Origin of the sequence: Trichococcus sp. ES5, assembly GCF_900067165.1 — a bacterium.
Taxonomy (GTDB): Bacteria; Bacillota; Bacilli; order Lactobacillales; family Aerococcaceae; genus Trichococcus; species Trichococcus flocculiformis.
Genome location: NZ_FJND01000020.1, coordinates 1 through 17,792 on the forward strand (window position 1 = coordinate 1; position 17,792 = coordinate 17,792).

The 17,792-nt window shown below is 47.0% G+C and carries 17 protein-coding genes, 6 tRNA genes and 1 other annotated feature (1 of these 24 running past the window's edge); of the genes, 15 read left to right on the forward strand and 8 right to left on the reverse strand.

Going from position 1 to position 17,792, the window contains the following annotated elements:
- The 8 genes from TES5_RS12400 to TES5_RS12435 all read left to right on the forward strand — a co-directional run bounded on the left by TES5_RS12400 (nucleotide 1) and on the right by TES5_RS12435 (nucleotide 3,844).
- Nucleotides 1-81: transfer RNA gene (locus TES5_RS12400), tRNA-Tyr, on the forward strand.
- A gap of 25 nt (nucleotides 82-106) precedes the next feature.
- Nucleotides 107-177 (forward strand) — tRNA-Trp (locus tag TES5_RS12405).
- 18 nt (nucleotides 178-195) lie between these two features.
- Nucleotides 196-268: transfer RNA gene (locus TES5_RS12410), tRNA-His, on the forward strand.
- Nucleotides 269-275: 7 nt separating this feature from the next.
- Nucleotides 276-347, forward strand: a tRNA-Gln gene (locus tag TES5_RS12415).
- 22 nt (nucleotides 348-369) lie between these two features.
- Nucleotides 370-440: transfer RNA gene (locus TES5_RS12420), tRNA-Cys, on the forward strand.
- Between the two features lie 42 nt (nucleotides 441-482).
- A tRNA-Leu gene (locus TES5_RS12425) sits at nucleotides 483-566 on the forward strand.
- Nucleotides 567-856: 290 nt separating this feature from the next.
- Complete coding sequence (locus tag TES5_RS12430) at nucleotides 857-2,272, forward strand: family 43 glycosylhydrolase (protein ID WP_143148249.1); 1,416 nt, start codon at nucleotides 857-859, stop codon at nucleotides 2,270-2,272.
- Between the two features lie 21 nt (nucleotides 2,273-2,293).
- Complete coding sequence (locus TES5_RS12435; protein WP_068562309.1) at nucleotides 2,294-3,844, forward strand: glycoside hydrolase family 32 protein; 1,551 nt, start codon at nucleotides 2,294-2,296, stop codon at nucleotides 3,842-3,844.
- 307 nt (nucleotides 3,845-4,151) lie between these two features.
- Here TES5_RS12435 and TES5_RS12440 read toward each other — a convergent pair whose 3' ends face one another.
- Complete coding sequence (locus tag TES5_RS12440) at nucleotides 4,152-5,129, reverse strand: aldo/keto reductase (RefSeq protein WP_068562310.1); 978 nt, start codon at nucleotides 5,127-5,129, stop codon at nucleotides 4,152-4,154.
- A 183-nt stretch (nucleotides 5,130-5,312) separates the two neighbouring features.
- On the opposite strand from TES5_RS12440, the gene TES5_RS12445 reads away from it, so the two are divergent.
- The 4 genes from TES5_RS12445 (at nucleotide 5,313) to TES5_RS12460 (ending at nucleotide 7,754) form a co-directional block, all read left to right on the forward strand.
- On the forward strand, nucleotides 5,313-6,071 hold the full coding sequence (locus TES5_RS12445; protein WP_068562311.1) for a carboxymuconolactone decarboxylase family protein: 759 nt from the start codon (nucleotides 5,313-5,315) through the stop codon (nucleotides 6,069-6,071).
- 17 nt (nucleotides 6,072-6,088) lie between these two features.
- On the forward strand, nucleotides 6,089-6,445 hold the full coding sequence (locus TES5_RS12450) for a MerR family transcriptional regulator (protein ID WP_068562312.1): 357 nt from the start codon (nucleotides 6,089-6,091) through the stop codon (nucleotides 6,443-6,445).
- 312 nt (nucleotides 6,446-6,757) lie between these two features.
- On the forward strand, nucleotides 6,758-7,210 hold the full coding sequence (locus TES5_RS12455) for a MarR family winged helix-turn-helix transcriptional regulator (protein WP_068562313.1): 453 nt from the start codon (nucleotides 6,758-6,760) through the stop codon (nucleotides 7,208-7,210).
- Between the two features lie 25 nt (nucleotides 7,211-7,235).
- Nucleotides 7,236-7,754: a spermidine/spermine N(1)-acetyltransferase gene (locus tag TES5_RS12460; protein WP_068562314.1), complete on the forward strand. Its 519-nt coding sequence runs from the start codon at nucleotides 7,236-7,238 to the stop codon at nucleotides 7,752-7,754.
- 196 nt (nucleotides 7,755-7,950) lie between these two features.
- Here TES5_RS12460 and TES5_RS12465 read toward each other — a convergent pair whose 3' ends face one another.
- The gene (locus tag TES5_RS12465; protein ID WP_068562315.1) at nucleotides 7,951-8,844 is read right to left on the reverse strand and encodes a MurR/RpiR family transcriptional regulator; all 894 of its coding nucleotides are present in this window, start codon (nucleotides 8,842-8,844) and stop codon (nucleotides 7,951-7,953) included.
- Nucleotides 8,845-9,072: 228 nt separating this feature from the next.
- On the opposite strand from TES5_RS12465, the gene TES5_RS12470 reads away from it, so the two are divergent.
- The 3 genes from TES5_RS12470 to TES5_RS12480 all read left to right on the forward strand — a co-directional run bounded on the left by TES5_RS12470 (nucleotide 9,073) and on the right by TES5_RS12480 (nucleotide 11,739).
- A complete protein-coding gene (locus TES5_RS12470) occupies nucleotides 9,073-9,312 on the forward strand; it encodes a SemiSWEET transporter (protein ID WP_068562316.1) in 240 nt (79 codons plus the stop codon).
- A 14-nt stretch (nucleotides 9,313-9,326) separates the two neighbouring features.
- Entirely contained in the window at nucleotides 9,327-10,763 is a 1,437-nt protein-coding gene (locus TES5_RS12475; protein ID WP_068562317.1) for a 6-phospho-beta-glucosidase, read from the forward strand.
- A gap of 559 nt (nucleotides 10,764-11,322) precedes the next feature.
- Nucleotides 11,323-11,739, forward strand: a complete 417-nt coding sequence (locus TES5_RS12480) for a methylglyoxal synthase (RefSeq protein WP_068562318.1) — start codon at nucleotides 11,323-11,325, stop codon at nucleotides 11,737-11,739.
- 72 nt (nucleotides 11,740-11,811) lie between these two features.
- Here TES5_RS12480 and TES5_RS12485 read toward each other — a convergent pair whose 3' ends face one another.
- The 6 genes from TES5_RS12485 to TES5_RS12510 form a co-directional block, all read right to left on the reverse strand.
- Entirely contained in the window at nucleotides 11,812-12,999 is a 1,188-nt protein-coding gene (locus TES5_RS12485) for an amidohydrolase (RefSeq protein WP_068562319.1), read from the reverse strand.
- 82 nt (nucleotides 13,000-13,081) lie between these two features.
- On the reverse strand, nucleotides 13,082-13,939 hold the full coding sequence (locus TES5_RS12490) for a MetQ/NlpA family ABC transporter substrate-binding protein (protein ID WP_068562320.1): 858 nt from the start codon (nucleotides 13,937-13,939) through the stop codon (nucleotides 13,082-13,084).
- Nucleotides 13,940-14,063: 124 nt separating this feature from the next.
- The gene (locus tag TES5_RS12495; RefSeq protein WP_068562321.1) at nucleotides 14,064-14,927 is read right to left on the reverse strand and encodes a MetQ/NlpA family ABC transporter substrate-binding protein; all 864 of its coding nucleotides are present in this window, start codon (nucleotides 14,925-14,927) and stop codon (nucleotides 14,064-14,066) included.
- Nucleotides 14,928-15,005: 78 nt separating this feature from the next.
- Nucleotides 15,006-15,860 carry a MetQ/NlpA family ABC transporter substrate-binding protein gene (locus TES5_RS12500; protein ID WP_068562322.1) on the reverse strand — a complete coding sequence of 285 codons (855 nt, stop codon included), beginning with the start codon at nucleotides 15,858-15,860 and terminating at the stop codon, nucleotides 15,006-15,008.
- A gap of 32 nt (nucleotides 15,861-15,892) precedes the next feature.
- Nucleotides 15,893-16,573 (reverse strand): methionine ABC transporter permease, encoded by a 681-nt coding sequence (locus TES5_RS12505; protein ID WP_068562323.1) that lies wholly within the window; start codon nucleotides 16,571-16,573, stop codon nucleotides 15,893-15,895.
- A complete protein-coding gene (locus TES5_RS12510) occupies nucleotides 16,570-17,646 on the reverse strand; it encodes a methionine ABC transporter ATP-binding protein (protein ID WP_068562324.1) in 1,077 nt (358 codons plus the stop codon). The genes TES5_RS12505 and TES5_RS12510 overlap by 4 nt, the downstream gene beginning before the upstream one ends.
- A gap of 54 nt (nucleotides 17,647-17,700) precedes the next feature.
- Nucleotides 17,701-17,792: a binding site (T-box leader), on the reverse strand; it runs 159 nt beyond the window's last position.

Consider the following 17,792-nt stretch of genomic DNA (forward strand, 5'->3'; position numbering starts at 1 on the left):
GGAGGGATAGCGAAGTGGCTAAACGCGGCGGACTGTAAATCCGCTCCTTCGGGTTCGGCAGTTCGAATCTGCCTCCCTCCATTTCTTTAAAAAGCATCCTCTGAATAGGGGTATAGTTTAAAGGTAGAACAACGGTCTCCAAAACCGTCGGTGTGGGTTCAATTCCTACTACCCCTGTCTCAACATTATATTATGGCGATTGTGGCGAAGTGGTTAACGCACCGGTTTGTGGATCCGGCATTCGTGGGTTCAATTCCCATCAGTCGCCCTCTTATTGGGCTATCGCCAAGCGGTAAGGCAACAGACTTTGACTCTGTCATTCGTTGGTTCGAATCCAGCTAGCCCAGTTTTTTTAAATAGCAACATCTCGGCGGTATAGCCAAGTGGTAAGGCACAGGTCTGCAAAACCTCTATCACCGGTTCAAATCCGGTTACCGCCTTTCCATAACAACAAAATGGAACATTGCATTCTTCATAATCATGCCGGCGTGGCGGAATTGGCAGACGCGCTGGACTCAAAATCCAGTGCCCGCGAGGGCGTGCCGGTTCGACCCCGGCCGCCGGTATCACAAAAGAAACAAGCCCAGAGAGATGGTTTCCATCTTTCTGGGCTTGTTTTTTGGCGTGCCTGGCATGGAGTGATAACTTGCGGGAGTAGTTCACATCACCATATTCGTTTTGTTGAGAATAGTATAATTTGCGCTTTTGTGGCTATCTAGGTGTCAGTATTCAGCTTATATAATAATAAGATAAAAAATATTATAGTAAAAACAAATGGATTAATCTTGTCAATTTAACTTTAAAATGTTATATTTAAAAACGGAAACGTTTCCAAAAAATAGTAGGAGGAGCTAAATTGAAAAAATGGCTAAGTATTGGTCTAGGCACTATCTTCATTGGAGGGTTGATTTTGACAATCAAAACAGATATTTTCTCTAATAAGACGACGATCCAACAAGTTTATCCACGCTCAAATGAGAGCTTTGTTGGGGATCCGATGCCTTATTTTAATGGTGAAGAATTTATGATTTATTATTTAGAAGACTTACGAGATGATCAGACTGGTTTTCATCCGATTAGTTTAATGACGACGACTGACTTTATTAATTACACAGATCATGGTGAAGTGATTCCATTTGTAAATGATCAGAACCATCAGGAGTTAGCTTTAGGGACTGGTTCTGTCATAATTGATTCAGATGGATTGTATCATGCATTTTATACCGGCCATAATGGATCATTGTCACCCAAGGAAGCAATTATGCATGCCACCAGTAAAGATGGAGTCAAGTGGAGTAAACAGCCCGAGCACACATTTTTCGCTGGTACACAGTATGAAGCGGATGACTTCAGAGATCCCTTTGTGTTTTACGAAGAAGATTCTCAGGAGTATTGGATGCTCATTACAGCACGTCAGAATGGAACAGGCGTTATTGCTAGATATACTTCAACGGATTTAATAACCTGGGAAGATCAGGGTACTTTTTTTGTAAATGATTTTGGAAACGATTCCAACTTGGAATGTCCATCACTTGTTTATTTTGAAGGAAAATGGTATTTGGCTTTTTCGGATCAATGGGATAAACGTGTCGTTCATTATCGTATTGCGGATAGTGTCAATGGACCTTTCGTCAAACCAACCAACTTAGATCATTGGGATGGTTCTGGATTTTATGCTGGAAGATTAGAAACAGATGGAGAGAAACTTTATGTAATGGGTTGGATTCCAACCAAAGAACAACATCGTGACAATCAAAACTATAATTGGGCAGGTAATCTTGCTGTCCATGAATTGATAGCTAAGGATGATCAACTATTGCCGACGTTGCCTGAAAGCGTTAAAGAACAGGTGAATACGGTAGCTTTCACAAATCAGACAATTCCTGAAGGCCAATCCATCACTTTTGATGCTAACGAGGAAACCATTCTGTATTCTGGAAAAGTCGTGTTAGATGAACAAACAAAAAAATGGGCCTTTCAATTTAACAGCAAAGAAAACAAATCGGATCTAAATGTTATTTTTGATACAGAACTAAATACAGTCGCATACTATAATTATTCTTTAGATAGGCTGGAAAATTATGCTCCACAAACTGAAATGCCTTTTGACTTTGCTGGTCGATCAAGTGTAACTATTAAACTGGTCTTAGAAGATGATATTGTTGTTCTCTATCTGGATGATGAAATTGTTCTCTCAAATCGGATGTACCAAGCTAAGGATAGTGATTGGGCAATCATGGCTATTGAAGGGCAATTAAAGATAGAATCATAAGAGAATATAGGAGAGATCAAAATGAAAAGAAAACACGTTGTTCTATTTTCCGGTTTAATAGCATTAGCCAGTTTAGTACTTGTCATCTTTAATTTGATAACTTCAAGAAACTATTATGCTGAAGAATATCGCCCTCAGTTTCATTTTTCACCCGAAGAAAATTGGCTGAATGATCCGAATGGCATGGTTTATTATGATGGTGAATATCATCTGTTTTATCAGCATAATCCAGGTGGCAATGAATGGGGACCAATGTATTGGGGCCACGCGATAAGTAAAGATATGATCAATTGGGACCATAAGCCCATTGCTTTAGAACCCGATGATTTAGGAATGATTTTTTCAGGTAGTACGGTAGTTGACTGGAATGACACATCTGGATTTTTCGACGGTGGAGAAGGTTTGGTTGCGATTTACACACAAAATGGTGAAGGACAAAAGCAAAGTATTGCTTACAGCAAAGATAAGGGTCGCAGCTGGGAGAAATACGATGGAAATCCAGTGATACCTGTCGATCCAGAGATAAAGGATTTTCGGGATCCAAAAGTGTTTTGGCATGAGGGAACAGAAAAATGGGTGATGTCACTCGCAGCAGGAAAAAAAGTAATGTTTTATGATTCCCCAAATTTAATTGACTGGAATTTCATGAGTGAGTTTGGAGAGGGCGCAGGTGCGCAAGGCGGCGTATGGGAGTGCCCTGATTTATTTGAACTGCCGGTTGATGGCGATTCTGATGATACAAAGTGGGTATTACAAGTGGATATAGGTGATGGTGCCATTGCTGGTGGTTCCGGTGCGCAATATTTCATAGGTGACTTTGATGGAACAACATTTAAAAGCATAGATGAACCAGACCATATCAACTGGCTCGATTATGGTGCAGACTTTTATGCAGGACAATCTTTTTCGGATATTCCTGATGAAGATGGGCGTAGAATCATGATCGCGTGGATGAGTAATTGGCTGTATGCCAACCGGGTGCCTACAGAGGAATGGCGTGGTTCAATGTCCGTTCCAAGGTCGCTAGAATTAAAAACTACAGATGACGGAAGCATAAAGTTATTTCAGCATCCAGTCGAAGAGTTAACCGCACTTAGAGATAAGGAATTATTCAGGGTTGAAAATCAGATAGTTGATTCCATAGAAGCTGCTGATTTATTAGATGGGATTGAAGCCGATGTATTTGAACTGAATGCTGAAATTCAACTAGATCAACCGGTAGATTTTGGAATCAAAGTCAGAATGTCTGAAGAAAATCAGGATGAAACGGTGATCGGCTTTTCTGAGTCAAAAAATGAACTGTTTGTTGAACGTAGTCAGTCAGAAGAATTGTATTTCAGTCCTTATTTTAATGGGCGCCACGCAGTTTCAATCAATGACAGTAAAGTGATCAACCTAAAAATTTTGGTCGACAAAAATTCTGTTGAAGTTTTTTTACAAAATGGAGAATATGCAATAACAGATTTAATTTTTCCGCGAGACGATAGCAGAGGGTTGGAATTTTATGTCGAAGATGGTGAAGTCACAATAAATTCGCTTGAGATCCATTCTATAAAATCCACTTGGAAATAAGAATTATTCAATCATTTTTATGGATCATAGGGTACCTGTAAAACTCAAGCGGTTAAGAGGGCGTCCATACCAAAAGACAACGGCTGCTTGCGGCAAGCTTACTTCTCACCATAGAACATCTGAACTCCGGCGAAGCGAGTGTTCGCAGGAGCTCAGATGTCTTTTTTTCAATCAGTTCCGGTGAGCGGCCCTTAACCGGAACTGAGCGCTTGGATTGTTTCCGTACCTCCGGCGAATCACTCCTCATCGGAGGTACGGAACTCTCCAGCCTAAGCTATCTCGACTCATCCGCAGACTCTCATCGTTTCTATCTGTACCCCGTGATATTCCTCGGAACATAAGCTTCTTCCAAGTACTTGAGATCTTCGGCGCTCAATGCGACCTCGAATGCTCCTAAGGCATCATCCAGATATTTCACTTTTGTCGCGCCGATCAGCGGGGCAGTGACGTAGTCTTTGCTCAGCATCCAGGCAGTCGCAACTTGTCCGCGGGTGATGCCGCGCTCATCGGCCAATTTATGGACCCTTGAAATGACCTCATTGTCGGAAGCCACAATGTATGCAGGCAGATCGGCTTGTACGGCTTGGCTGGCGCGGGCTGTGATGGCGCCGATATCCCTCGTCAATCTTCCTCCCGCCAACGGGCTCCAAGGCGTCATCGCCACTTTTTGGTCCTGCAGTAAAGGGATCATTTCGCGTTCTTCTTCCCGGTAAAGCAGATTGTACAGGTTCTGCATGGAAACAAATTTCGTCCAGCCATTTTTCTCGGCGATGAATTGGGCTTTCGCAAATTGCCAAGCATGCATGGAAGAAGCTCCGATATAACGCACTTTCCCCATTTTCACCAAGTCGTGCAGGGCTTCCATCGTCTCTTCGATAGGCGTGCCGTAATCCCAGCGGTGGATGATGTACAGGTCCAGATAATCCGTCTGCAATCTTTTCAAAGAGTGATCGATTTCGGCGAAGATGCTTTTGCGGGACAAACCTTTCGCGTTCGGTCCGTCGAACATCGGGAAATACAATTTGGAAGCCAGGACGATTTCATCGCGGTTGGCGAAATCCTTCAATGCCTTCCCGATGATCTCTTCGCTGGATCCAGCTGAGTACAAGTTTGCAGTATCGAAGAAATTGATTCCGGAGTCCAAAGCTTTTTTGATGACTTCGCGGCTTTCCGCTTCACCTATCGACCATTTTTCGCGACCGCGTTCCGGTTCCCCGAATCCCATGCAACCCAGACAGAGTTTTGAGACTTCCATACCAGTATTCCCTAATTTTACATATTCCATGATAGCGCCTCCAAATGTTTGTTTTTATTATACCCCTATTGTAACTGTTGGAGTTCACTCCAAGACAAGTGTTTTATGCTGAATAAAAAAATATTGTTGAATAGCTACGGTTACGGTTGACTTGGAGCCCACTCCATGCTCTACACTGTGAGTAACAAAAGGATGAAGCTGGAGGAATGGAAGATGAAAATTAGCGAAACTGCCAAAAAGAACCATGATGAACTGTTTCCCGGGCACGTGTCGATATTGGCTGAAAAGGATCCGGAATTTATTGAAGTTTTTGATAATTTCGCGTTTGATGAAGTGCTGCAATACACCAGTTTGGATGTGAAGGAAAGGCAGAAAGTGCTGTTGGCTGCTTTGATCGCCATGCAGTGCGTGAACGAGTTCAAAGCGATGGCGAAGGGTGCTTTGAATGTAGGCGTCACGCCGGTTGAGCTGAAGGAGATCGTCTATCAGGCCGTCCCTTATGCCGGCTTGGGGAAAGTGTTCGATTTCCTGCATGCGACAAATGAGGTGTTGGAGGAAAGAGGGATCGTGCTGCCTTTGGAGGGACAATCCGCCACGACTGTCGAAAACCGCTATGAGAAGGGTTTGGAAATCGTCCGCGAGGCTGCGGGGGATACAGTGGACAACATGTTGAACACGATGCCGCAGAACCAGAAGCATTTCGCCACTTTTCTGGCGGATAACTGTTTCGGCGATTTCTTTACGCGCAACGGGTTATCGATCCAGGAACGAGAACTGCTGATCTTTACTATGCTGGTTTCGATGGGCGGAGCTGAGCCGCAAATGAAGGGGCATATCCGCAACAACCTCCGCGTCGGCAATGACAAGCAAAAGCTGCTGGATACGATCACAGTATTGCTGCCATTCATCGGGTATCCGCGGACGTTAACGGCGTTGAATTGCCTGAATGAAGTCGCTCCGGAAGAAAGCTGAAAGCGCAGGGGATAAAGATGAAAATCGCTCAAGTCAGCAAAGAGAAGAATATTTCGCTTGATGGTTTGCGTTATTATGAAAGGATCGGGCTGATTCCTCCCGTGAAACGGATCAAAGGCGGCATCCGGGAGTATTCGGATGAAGATCTGAAGTGGCTGGATTTCATGATGGAGGTGCGATCTGCGGGGCTGTCGATCGAACCGTTGATCGATTATGTGCGTCTGTGTGGCGAAGGCTTCCATACCGTTCCGGCCAGGCGGGATCTGTGGGTCGACGAGTGCGACCTGTTGGAAGAGAAAATTCTCGGACTGCAGGAGACCTTGGCAAAAATGAAAGGGAAAGTAGATCATTATAATGGGATGCTTAAAGGATAGGGTTGGGGCTTTTGTTCCAGCTCTTTTTTTTGTGCCAGTTTCATCCCGGGAACCTTGTTATCCGCTGGGACAGCGAGCGTTGTCGGATAAACTGGGAAAATCCGACAAACAGAGAGCAAATATGATCATAATTGTCGGATGCATTGGAATATCCGACAAGTTGAGAGAGAACGTGCCGCGCATTGTCGGATAACTTGGGAATATCCGACATCTGGAGCGCGACCTCTCTATTTTTTTAGGTCTTTTTATTGCAAATGCAACAAAAAACCGTTATGATTAATCTAAATTTCCTGAAGAAGGCAGGTGAGTTGTATGGCGGAAATTCTCCGCGAAATCGGCATGATAGCAAGGGCTTTGGATTCGATCGCGAACATCGAGTTCAAGGAATACGGCCTGACGAGAGGGCAGTACTTGTATCTCATCCGGATCTGCGAAAATCCGGGCATCATCCAGGAAAAGTTGGCGGAAATGATCAAAGTTGACCGCACGACGGCTTCGCGCGCCATCAAAAAACTGGAAGCGAACGGGTTCATCGAGAAGAGAGCCGATGCCGCTAACAGAAAAATCAAACGGATCTTCCCGACGGAAAAAGGCAAAGCGATCTCCCCGAACATCAGCAGGGAAAATGAGCACTCGGAACGGGTGGCGCTGCAGGGATTATCGGAAGAGGAAGCGACGGTTCTCAGCGGACTGTTCCAAACGGTCCGAAAAAACGTCGAAGGCGACTGGGAATACGTGAAAAAAGGCAACAAACGAAACTACTGAAGCAAAGATAAGGAGTGCATCATATATGGCAATCACATTGAAAAAATGCGGCAGAGAAGATTTGGCGGATCTTCAAGCAATCGGTATCGAAACGTTCACGGATACGTTCGCGGCCCACAACACGCCGGAAGATCTGCAGGCTTACTTGGATAAAGCCTACGATCCGGAAAAGCTGAAAGCGGAACTTTTGACTGAAGGTTCAACTTTCTACTTTCTGTATGACGAGGCGGAACTTGCGGGCTATATGAAGATCAATGTCGAGGCAGCCTTGACGGAAGAGATGGGCGAGGCTTCATTGGAAGTGGAACGTATCTACATCCGCCCGGCCTTCAAGCGCAGAGGGCTCGGGAAATATCTGATCGACAAAGCAATCGAAATCGCCCGCACTCAAGGCAAGGCGTTGATCTGGCTAGGGGTCTGGGAACACAACGTGAATGCCATCGCGTTTTATGAAAAAATGGGCTTCGTCCATACCGGCTCGCATTCCTTCTTTATGGGTGAAGATGAACAGACCGATTTCATCATGACGAAGAAGCTGGGCTGACCAGCACACAAAAAACCATCGCCGGGTAGGGGCGATGGTTTTTTGCGGTTGCTCTTTACATTGGAGGAGTAAAGAAGAGAACAGGGTAAAAAGATTGTTTAATTGGCTTGTCTTTATAATAGGCCCCACGTGTGAAAAAAGCGTGAAGAAAATCTAACTTATTTTTGCTGTTTTTACGGACACAATTGATATTTTATCATCTAGAAACGTGGTCCTCTTCCTTGATGATATCCAGCGTTGAGGATCGGCCGGCTTCGATCATCTTGGAAGTGCTGATCCGCAGCTGCAGGTTGGCGTCGTAATCGAGCGCAAAGATGCAGGAATAGAGCACGTCCAGCAGGTACACGATGGCGCTGTCGGTGGAGAAGGTGGCGATTTTTGAATAGAGCTTCTCTCTTGTGCAGATTCTGAGCACGCAATCCGCAAGCCGGGCGGTCGTATTGTCCCCGATATTGGTGATTGCGATGATGGGGATATTGTTCGCTTTTAAATATTGGATTGTTTCGTTCAATATCGCAGTTTCTCCGGAATAGGAGACGATGATTGCGCAAGAGGAAGGATCCGCCAGGTGCGCCTTGAAGATCGTTTCGCCCTGCAGCAAGCAGATGTCCACGCGCTTTTTGATCCGCGACATATTGTGTTGGAATTCCTGCGTGATCAACAGGTTGTTGCTGACTGCAAAAAGACTGGTATAGGAAGACTTTCGGATGATCTGGACGGCCTTCTGCAGGTCGTCATGGGTGATCAGCGACAAGGTATCGTCGATGGATTCCTTTTCCAAGGCAGCAATTTTACTTGCAATCGACATGATGGTATCATTACGGTGAAAAGGCAGGTTGGCGTTTATTTCACTGAAATGTTTCTGCAAATATTCTTCTTCTTTCAAGAAAGCTTCCTTCAAATCGCTCCAGCCGCTGAAGTTCATCTTGTGGGCAATCCTTACCAATGTGGAAGGAGAAGTGTAAGTCGCCTCGGCAATCTCTTTGGTGGTCATTTCCTCGATGGCCGCTTTTTTCTCCAGTATATAGGTCACTATCTTTTGTTCGCTGTTCGAGAAATCAAAATTCTCCAGCCGTTCTCTGATAAGCATCCGCATCCCCCTCACGTGTTTCTTCTGAACCTCACTATTATCCTATCATATTTGTGAATGTTATTTGATAATCAGGATCAAAAAAATGGGAAATTTGTAAACGGTGTTACGGAGTGTCCGGAAATTCTTGTTTCTGTTCCGCTATCCATTATAATCGAGTTGTAAAAGTATGTAGCCGCCTCGTTGGTCATTTGAGTCGCACATGCATACCGGTAGGGGGAATAAAAAATGATAGGTTTCATTGTAGCCATTTTGACTACATTGTCTTTTGTTCCGCAGGCTTGGCAGATCATCAAAACGAGGGACACGTCCGGCATATCCCTAGGGATGTACAGCATGTTCGTAACCGGGGTATTCTTGTGGCTGATCCACGGCTGGAACATCCAGGATTACGCTGTTATCGCAGCGAACGGTGTGACATTGGTGTTGGCATCGATCATTTTGGCTTTTAAAATCAAATACAAATAGAAGGAGAGATAGATATGGCATTGGATAAAAATTTTTTGTGGGGCGGCGCCTTGGCAGCCCATCAGTTTGAAGGAGGGGTTCTGAACACTTCCAAAGGCTTGAGCGTGGCAGACGTCATGACAGCCGGAGCACATGGTGTTCCCCGCGTCATCACGGATGGTGTAGTCGAAGGCAATTATTACCCGAACCACGTCGGCATTGACTTCTATGGCCGCTATAAAGAGGATATCGCTTTGTTCGCCGAGATGGGCTTCAAGTGCTTCCGTACATCGATTGCCTGGTCGCGCATTTTCCCGAATGGTGACGAAGCGGAACCGAATGAAGAAGGGCTGCAGTTCTACGATGATGTTTTCGATGAATTGTTGAAATACGGGATCGAACCGGTCATCACACTTTCCCACTTTGAGATGCCATACCACTTGGCTAAGGAATACGGCGGTTTCATGAACCGCAAGACGATCGATTTCTTCGTCAACTTCGCGGAGGTCTGCTTTAAGCGCTACAAAGACAAAGTGAAATATTGGATGACCTTCAATGAAATCAACAACCAAATGAACTACAAGAACGACATCTTCGGCTGGACCAACTCCGGTGCGCACTTTGGCGATTATCCGAATCCGGAAGAAGCGATGTACCAATGTGGGCACTATGAATTGGTCGCCAGCGCTTTGGCTGTCAAAATCGGCAAAAAGATCAACCCGGATTTCCAAATCGGGAACATGATTGCGATGGTTCCGATCTATCCGTATTCTTGCCGCCCAGCGGATATGGTGTTGTCGAACCAGATGATGCACGATCGCTGGTTCTTCTGCGATGTACAATGCCGCGGCCACTATCCGGCTTACGCCTTGAAGATGTTCGAACGCAAAGGCTTCAATCTGGACATCACCGAAGCAGACAAAAAAGCCTTGGCTGAAGGCACAGTGGATTATATCGGCTTCTCGTACTACATGAGCAACACTGTCGATTCGACCGTAAACAAGGACGTATCGAAATCTCTGGACGGTTCCAGCGCACATTCTGTGAAAAATCCATTCATCGAAGAGTCCGACTGGGGCTGGGCGATCGATCCGGAAGGCTTGCGCTACACCTTGAATCAGTTCTATGAACGCTATGAAAAACCATTGTTCATCGTCGAAAACGGCTTCGGCGCAATCGATGTCAAGGAAGAGGACGGCAGCTGCCATGATCCTTACCGCATCGACTACCTGAGATCGCATATCGAAGAAATGAAAAAAGCTGTCGAAGAGGATGGCGTCGATCTGATGGGCTACACACCTTGGGGCTGCATCGACTGCGTATCTTTCACGACAGGCGAAATGAAGAAACGCTACGGCTTCATCTATGTCGACCGCGACAACGAAGGCAATGGCACGCTGGAAAGAAGCAAAAAGGACTCCTTCGACTGGTACAAGCAGGTTATCGCTTCCAACGGTGAAGAGTTGGCTTAAATTTTATGCATGAAAAAGCTCAGCGGGATCGCGATATCCCGCTGAGCTTTTTTGTCGTTCGGTAATTTGGGCGTCCTGCGTGCCAACGCAGCTATGGGGCTCTCCACCTCCGGCCAAGCGAGGCTCGCCGGAGGTGGAGATAGATTATTCCGATCAACTACGGCGAGGCGGGCCTCATCGGAGATAGAAGCTAGAATGCTACCTCAGCTCCGGCGGAACAACCACTCACCGGAGCTGGCGTGCCCTGGATAGTCTATTGGTATCCGAGTAGGCATCCCGCCTACGCAGAATGAACAAAAAAACCACCGCTCATAAAGCGGTGGCATAAAGGAGTTGTTCTTTACTTTGGAGGAGTAAAGAAGAGTAAAAAGATTGTTTGTGATTGGCCTATCTGTATAATAGTCCTGAATTGTGAAGAGAATATGAAGAAAACCGTATTTATTTTGGTTAATTTAAGACTAAAAAGAAAAATAGTGCGACCGGTTCGACCATAAAACACAGCTTAATTGCAACATGAAATGATATACTATTATTATAAAAATTGCAGGGAGGAAATTGAATGAAAGTAGCATTAATTGCGCATGACCGTAAAAAAGATTTGATGATCCAGTTATGTACCGCCTATAAAGCAATTCTGCAAGAACACGAATTGTTCGCGACAGGAACGACCGGAACCCGTATCATGGAAGCGACCGGGCTGGATGTGCACCGCTTCAAGTCAGGTCCACTCGGCGGGGATCAACAGATCGGAGCCATGATTTCGCAAAACGAGATGGATGTGGTCATCTTCCTGAGGGATCCGTTGGCTGCTATGCCGCATGAACCGGATGTAACCGCTTTGATCCGTCTGAGCGATGTCTATGAAATTCCGTTGGCAACCAATATCGGAACAGCCGAAGTGTTGCTCCGCGGGTTGGATGCCGGCTTCGTTGATTGGCGCGAATTCTACAACGCGGAAGGCACGATTCAGTTCTGATAAGATTTTGCAAAAAATAAAAAAATGCGTCGCTCTTTTGGGGAATCCCAAAGAACGGCGCATTTTTTTGTATTAGAATGGATTGTTCAAGTAGGACAGTGCATAAGAAATATGCAACTCGGTAGCAATAGCTAAGCCTTTTTCATCGATGTCGAATTTTTCGTGATGATGACCATAGGCTGTCTCTTCGCTGCTTTGTGTGCCGACGAAGCAGTAGACTCCGGGCGCGACCGCCAGGTAATCCGCGAAGTCGTCGGCGCCCATGCTTTTCGGATTATCAGTGATGACGTTCTCGATGCCGACGATGTCCGAGGCGACCCGGATGGCATGGTTGGCTGCCTGGATATCATTGATCAGCGGGGCCGCGGCATCGTAGTTGGAGAATTCGATGGTTGTGCGGTGCGCATCCGAAACATTCCGGGCGATCCTTTCAACGGCCGCCAACACTTGCGCACGCACTTCATGGCTGAAGGTCCGGACAGTGCCTTCAATTTCGGCTTCGTTAGCGATGATGTTGTAGTTCGTTCCCGCGCGCAACACTCCTATACCGACGACGACTTCGTCAGTAGGACAGACTTCCCTGGCTACGATCGTCTGCAGTTCGGTGACGATGGCCGCTGCACTGACCAAAGCGTCGCGGCCCAGATCCGGACGCGAAACATGACCGCTCTTGCCGAACACTTTGATCTTGAAGATGTCGCAGGAGGCGTTGGAAGGTCCGGGTGTAGCGACGATTTTGCCGACTTGCGTGCCGGATTGCAGATGGATGCCGAAGACATGGTCGATGCCGTCGATATAGCCGCCACGCACGAATTGGCGCGCCCCGGCGCCGATTTCTTCTGCTGGTTGGAAGGCGAACTGGATTGTCCCGGCAAATTCATCCTGATGTTCCTTCAGTATTTTCAGCGCACCTAAGAGGGAAGCGGTATGCCCGTCGTGGCCACAAGCATGGTTGAAACCGGGATTGACGGAAGCGTAGGGTTTACCGGTCTCATCCGGCAAAGGCAACGCATCGATATCGGCACGCAGCAAAATGGTCTTGCCTGATCCTTTTCCGCCCTCCAAGGTGGCCAAGATACCGGTCTCCCCGACATTTATGTAAGGCACGCCGATTTCTTCGACCTCTTCCTTGATGCGTTGGATCGTTTCGAATTCCTTCAGGCTCGGCTCCGGATGACGGTGGAAATGGCGGCGCAGGGCGATGATGTAGTCGTAGATATCGGTAACTTCTTGGTGAATCTGTTGTTGGTTGATTGTCATGGATGATTCCTCCTTGAATCTTTATAGGAAAGGGGCTTTGGGCAAATGGCCCAAGCCCCTAGTAATGGTTTGATTATCTATATTATTTTGCTTCGTCCCAAACCGGGAACTGCGAGCCTTTTGAAGATTCTTCGATGACTTTGGCCGTTCCTTCGGATTGATAGTAAGCTACGATCGTTTGGAAGACTTCGTTGTCGACATCTTCGGAGAGTGCCGCAATGACGTTGTAATAAGGTTTTGAGTCTTCCGTAACCGGTTCAAGGAAGACGGCATCTTCACTCGGGATGAAGCCGGCGTCCACGGCCATGCCGCTGTTGATGACGGAAGCGGTCACGTCCTGTAAGGCGCGGGCGGTCTGGTTGGATTCAAGCGTCTGGAACTGCAGATTCAATTTGTTCTCGATGACATTTTCAGTAGTCGGAACCAAACCGGCTTCAGGGTCAAGCTTGATCAATCCGGCAGTCTGAAGCAGAATCAAAGCGCGTCCTTCGTTGGAGACGTCGTTCGGGATGGCGATCGTGTCGCCGTCTTTCAGTTCGCTGATATCCTTGATTTTATCGGAGTAAAGTCCTAAAGGAGCCATTACTGTATAGCCGATGGTCGTCAATTCTGTTCCATGATCTCTGTTGTAGTTATCCATGAAGATCTCTGTCTGGAACGAACTCAGGTCGATTTCACCTTCGGCCAAAGCATTGTTAGGAGTCGTGTAATCGGTGAATTTGACCAGTTCGACTTCGATGTTCTCTTTTTCTTTCAATTCTTCGATGACGTAATCCCAAGGCTCGTTGACTTCGCCTACGACGCCCAACGTGACTTTGACGGGCTCATCTGTATTTGCAGTGGAAGAATCGCTGGCGGAATCGGAGGCTGCGTTGCCGCAAGCGGCAAGGAAAAGGCTGGCTGAAAGGGTCATGGCTGCTAAAAATGTCTTATTTTTCATTAGTAAAGGGCTCCTTTGTATATGAAGATAGCATCAAGAGCGGCGCGAAAGAAACGCACCGGCTTGATGCTACTCGTAAATTTAGTATGTTTTCAGGCTAGTGAAGATGAAGAAAGTCTTTCGCTTAGTCCCAAGCAGGGATATCTGTGTTAGCAGTTGTTTCTGCGATCAAAGCTTTTGTTTCTTCTGTTTGGTATGCCGCTACAACTTTTTTGTAGACTTCATTGTCGACGTCTTCTGCACGGGCAGCCACAACGTTTTTGTAGATGTCCAAGACTTCCTGGATGTTGTCTGTATCCAAGTAAAGGGCATCTTCTGTTGGTACAAGCCCAGCATCGACCGCAAAGTTGGTGTTGATGACCGCAGCGCCTGCATCTTCAAGTGAACGCGGTAATTGTGCAGCATCCAATTCTTCGATGTTCAGGTTCTTAGGATTTTCGATGATGTCGTTAACGGTTGGTGCTGTGCCTGCTGCATTGTCCAAAGTGATCAAGTCAATGGCTTGCAGCAGCAACAAAGCGCGTCCGCCGTTGGTTACGTCATTCGGGATAGCGATCGTGTCACCGTCTTGAATTTCACTGTAATCTGCATATTTGTCAGAGTAGATCCCCAGTGGAGACACAAAAGTGAATCCGATTGGTGTCAAGTCTGCGTCGTTGTTTGCGTTGTAGTTTTCCAGGAAAGCTACGTGTTGGAAGGCGTTCAAGTCGAGTTCGCCGTTGTCCAAAGCGATGTTCGGTTGGTTGTAATCAGTGAATTTGACGATTTCAAGGTCGATGTTCTCATCTTCCAGACGCTCTGCGACAGCTTCCCAGATTTCGACTGCGGATTCGCTGACCAGACCGATTTTGACTGTAGTTGGTTCTGCTGAAACTGTGCTGCTTGACTCTGCAGCGGACGAGTCAGCGGTTGTGCCGCCGTTTCCGCATGCTGCCAGGAATAGTGAAGCTGTAAGGACTAGGCCACCAAATAATTTACTCTTTTTCATATGAATTTCCTCCGATTTGTTTTTTATATTTTTACATCACGTCTGCAAACGTGATTTTTGTAAACAAGTGAATGGGTCTTACTGTTCCCAAGCGGGTACGTCATTGCCTTCAGTCACATCATCCAGAAGTGCTGCTGTTTCGGATGTTTGGTATTCCGCAACGACTTGCTTGTAGGTTTCGTTGTCGACATCTTCAGAACGTGCAGCTACGATGTTTTTGTAGACGTCCGCAACGCTTGCGATGTTGTCAGTATCCAAGAAGAGCGCGTCTTCTTTAGGATTCAGGCCGGAATCGGTAGCATAGTTTGTGTTGATGATCGCTGCATCCACATCCGGAAGGGAGCGTGCAACTTGTGCGGCATCCAATTCTTCAAAGCTGATGTTCTTCGGATTTTCGGTGATGTCATTGACTGTCGGTGTCGTTCCTTTCGCTTCGTCGACTTTGATCAGGCCGGTTGCTTGCAACAGCAAGAGTGCGCGTCCGCCGTTGGTCACGTCGTTAGGGATGGCGATTTTCGCTCCATCGGCGATGTCCGCATAGTCCGTCACTGTTTCAGAATACAAACCAAGTGGAGAAACATAAGTGAAGCCGATTGGAGTCAAGTCCGACTCGTTGTTGGCATTGAAATCTTCAAGATAAGCTACGTGCTGGAACGCATTCAGGTCGATATCGCCATTTTCCAAGGCCACGTTGGGCTGGACGTAGTCGCTGAACTGGACGATTTCCAATTCGATTCCTTTGGCTTCCAAACGGCTGGCTACATCTTCCCAGACTTCAACTTCGACTTCGCTGACTACGCCGATTTTCACTGCTTCAGCTTCTGAAGCGGCCGTGTCTGCTGCTGAGTCCGTGTTCGAGTCGCTGCTTCCGCAAGCTGCTAAAAATAGGGTAAGTGCTGCAACACCTGAGAATAATACGTTTTTCTTTTTCATGATTGATTTCCTCCGTTTTTGTTTTTTTTATATTAGTGACTAACTTTTTTGACCAAAGCATTTCCGATGGCTTGGCTGATGAATACGATGATCAGGATGATGATGGTTGCGACCAAGGTCACGTCGTTCTGGAATCGGTTGTAGCCACGCGTGATGGCCAGGTTACCCAAGCCACCGCCGCCGATGGCTCCAGCCATTGCCGTCAAACCGATCAGGTTGATGATCGTTACGGATGATACGCGGATGATGCCTGGCAAGCCTTCCTTCAGGTAGACGCGGAAGATGATTTCCCCAGGGCTGGCACCCATTGACTGTGCCGCTTCGATGACGCCTGCATCGACTTCCACCAATGCATTTTGGATCTGACGGGCATAGAAGGGAACTGTCGCTACAACCAGCGGTACAATCGATGCGGTCGTTCCGATCGAGGTACCGACCACGAGACGTGTGAACGGTACGATCAGTGCCATCAGGATGATGAAGGGCAGTGATCGGAAGATATTGACGAGCTTGTCCAGCACGTTGTACAGGTGTCTGCTCTCCAGGATGCCCCCGTCTTCGGTGACAACCAGGATGACGCCAAGGATAACTCCCAGTATACCTGCAATCAGTCCGGCCACGAGCGTCATGTATAAGGTCTCCCATGTGCTCTGGAGCACTTCATCCCAGATTTCAGAGACGTTAGGCAGAAATGTTGTGATGAATGTGTTCATTCTTCGTCTCCTCCTTTATTTTTCTTTTCGGCGATGATTTCTTCGGTGATGATTTCCACCGTTACACCATTATCCTGCAAGTAGCGGACGGCTTCCGCGATCGCTTCCGGTGTCCCGCTCAGAACGAGAAGCAGGGTGCCGACTGGTGTATCCTGGAGTATTTCTACGTTTCCGAAGAGGATATTGCCTTGGACATTGAATGTATTAGCCAGTTTTGCGATAAGTGGTTCGCCTGTGGAACCGCCGACGAATGAGAGCTTCGTCAGTACATCATGTTCGTTCAGGTTCAGGATAGTCGGGTGGGTGATGACCGTTTCGATGCCGTGTTCGACATGCGTCGCTGTATCGATGAAGTCCTTCGTCAATTGATTCTGCGGCTTCGTGAAGATATCCAGGATCGATCCGTATTCGATCACGCCGCCGTTTTCCATCACAGCCACTTTGTTGCAGATTTCCTTCACGACCTGCATCTCATGGGTGATGATGACGATCGTCAAGTTCAGTCTTTTGTTCAGTTCCTTCAATAAAGTCAGTATCGAAGAAGTCGTTTTCGGATCCAGCGCGCTGGTCGCTTCGTCACAAAGCAGCACTTCCGGGTCGTTCGCCAAAGCGCGGGCGATGGCCACACGCTGCTTTTGCCCGCCGGACAATTGGGAAGGGTATGCTTTGGCTTTTTCGGACAAACCTACTAATGAAAGAAGTTCCGCTACCTTGTCGTTGATTTCCTGTTTGCTTAAGGAAGAGTTCTTCAACGGAAATGCGACGTTGTCGTGAATGGTGCGGGAGCGCATCAGGTTGAAATGCTGGAAAATCATCCCAATTTTTTTGCGCGATTCACGCAGTTCCTTGTCGTTCAATGCCATCATGTCTTTTCCGCTCACGATGACTTTTCCTTCCGTCGGTCGCTGCAGAAGATTGATGGTCCTTACTAAGGTACTTTTGCCGGCGCCACTGTATCCGACGATGCCGTAGACGTCGCCCTTATCGACTTCCAGCGAAACATGCTGCACGGCATGGACGGCTTTGTTTTTGTCAGTTTTAAAAGTCACTGAGATATTCTGTAGACTGATCATGTATCTTTCCTCCTCTAATAAAAAAACATCCATCCTACATCAAAAAAATATGACGTTAAGGACGAATGCGGATGCTTCGTGTTACCACCTTTGTTCGAATCCCCCTCGCGGCGGGATTCCTCCATGAGTGAAGGCTTGCTTCACTC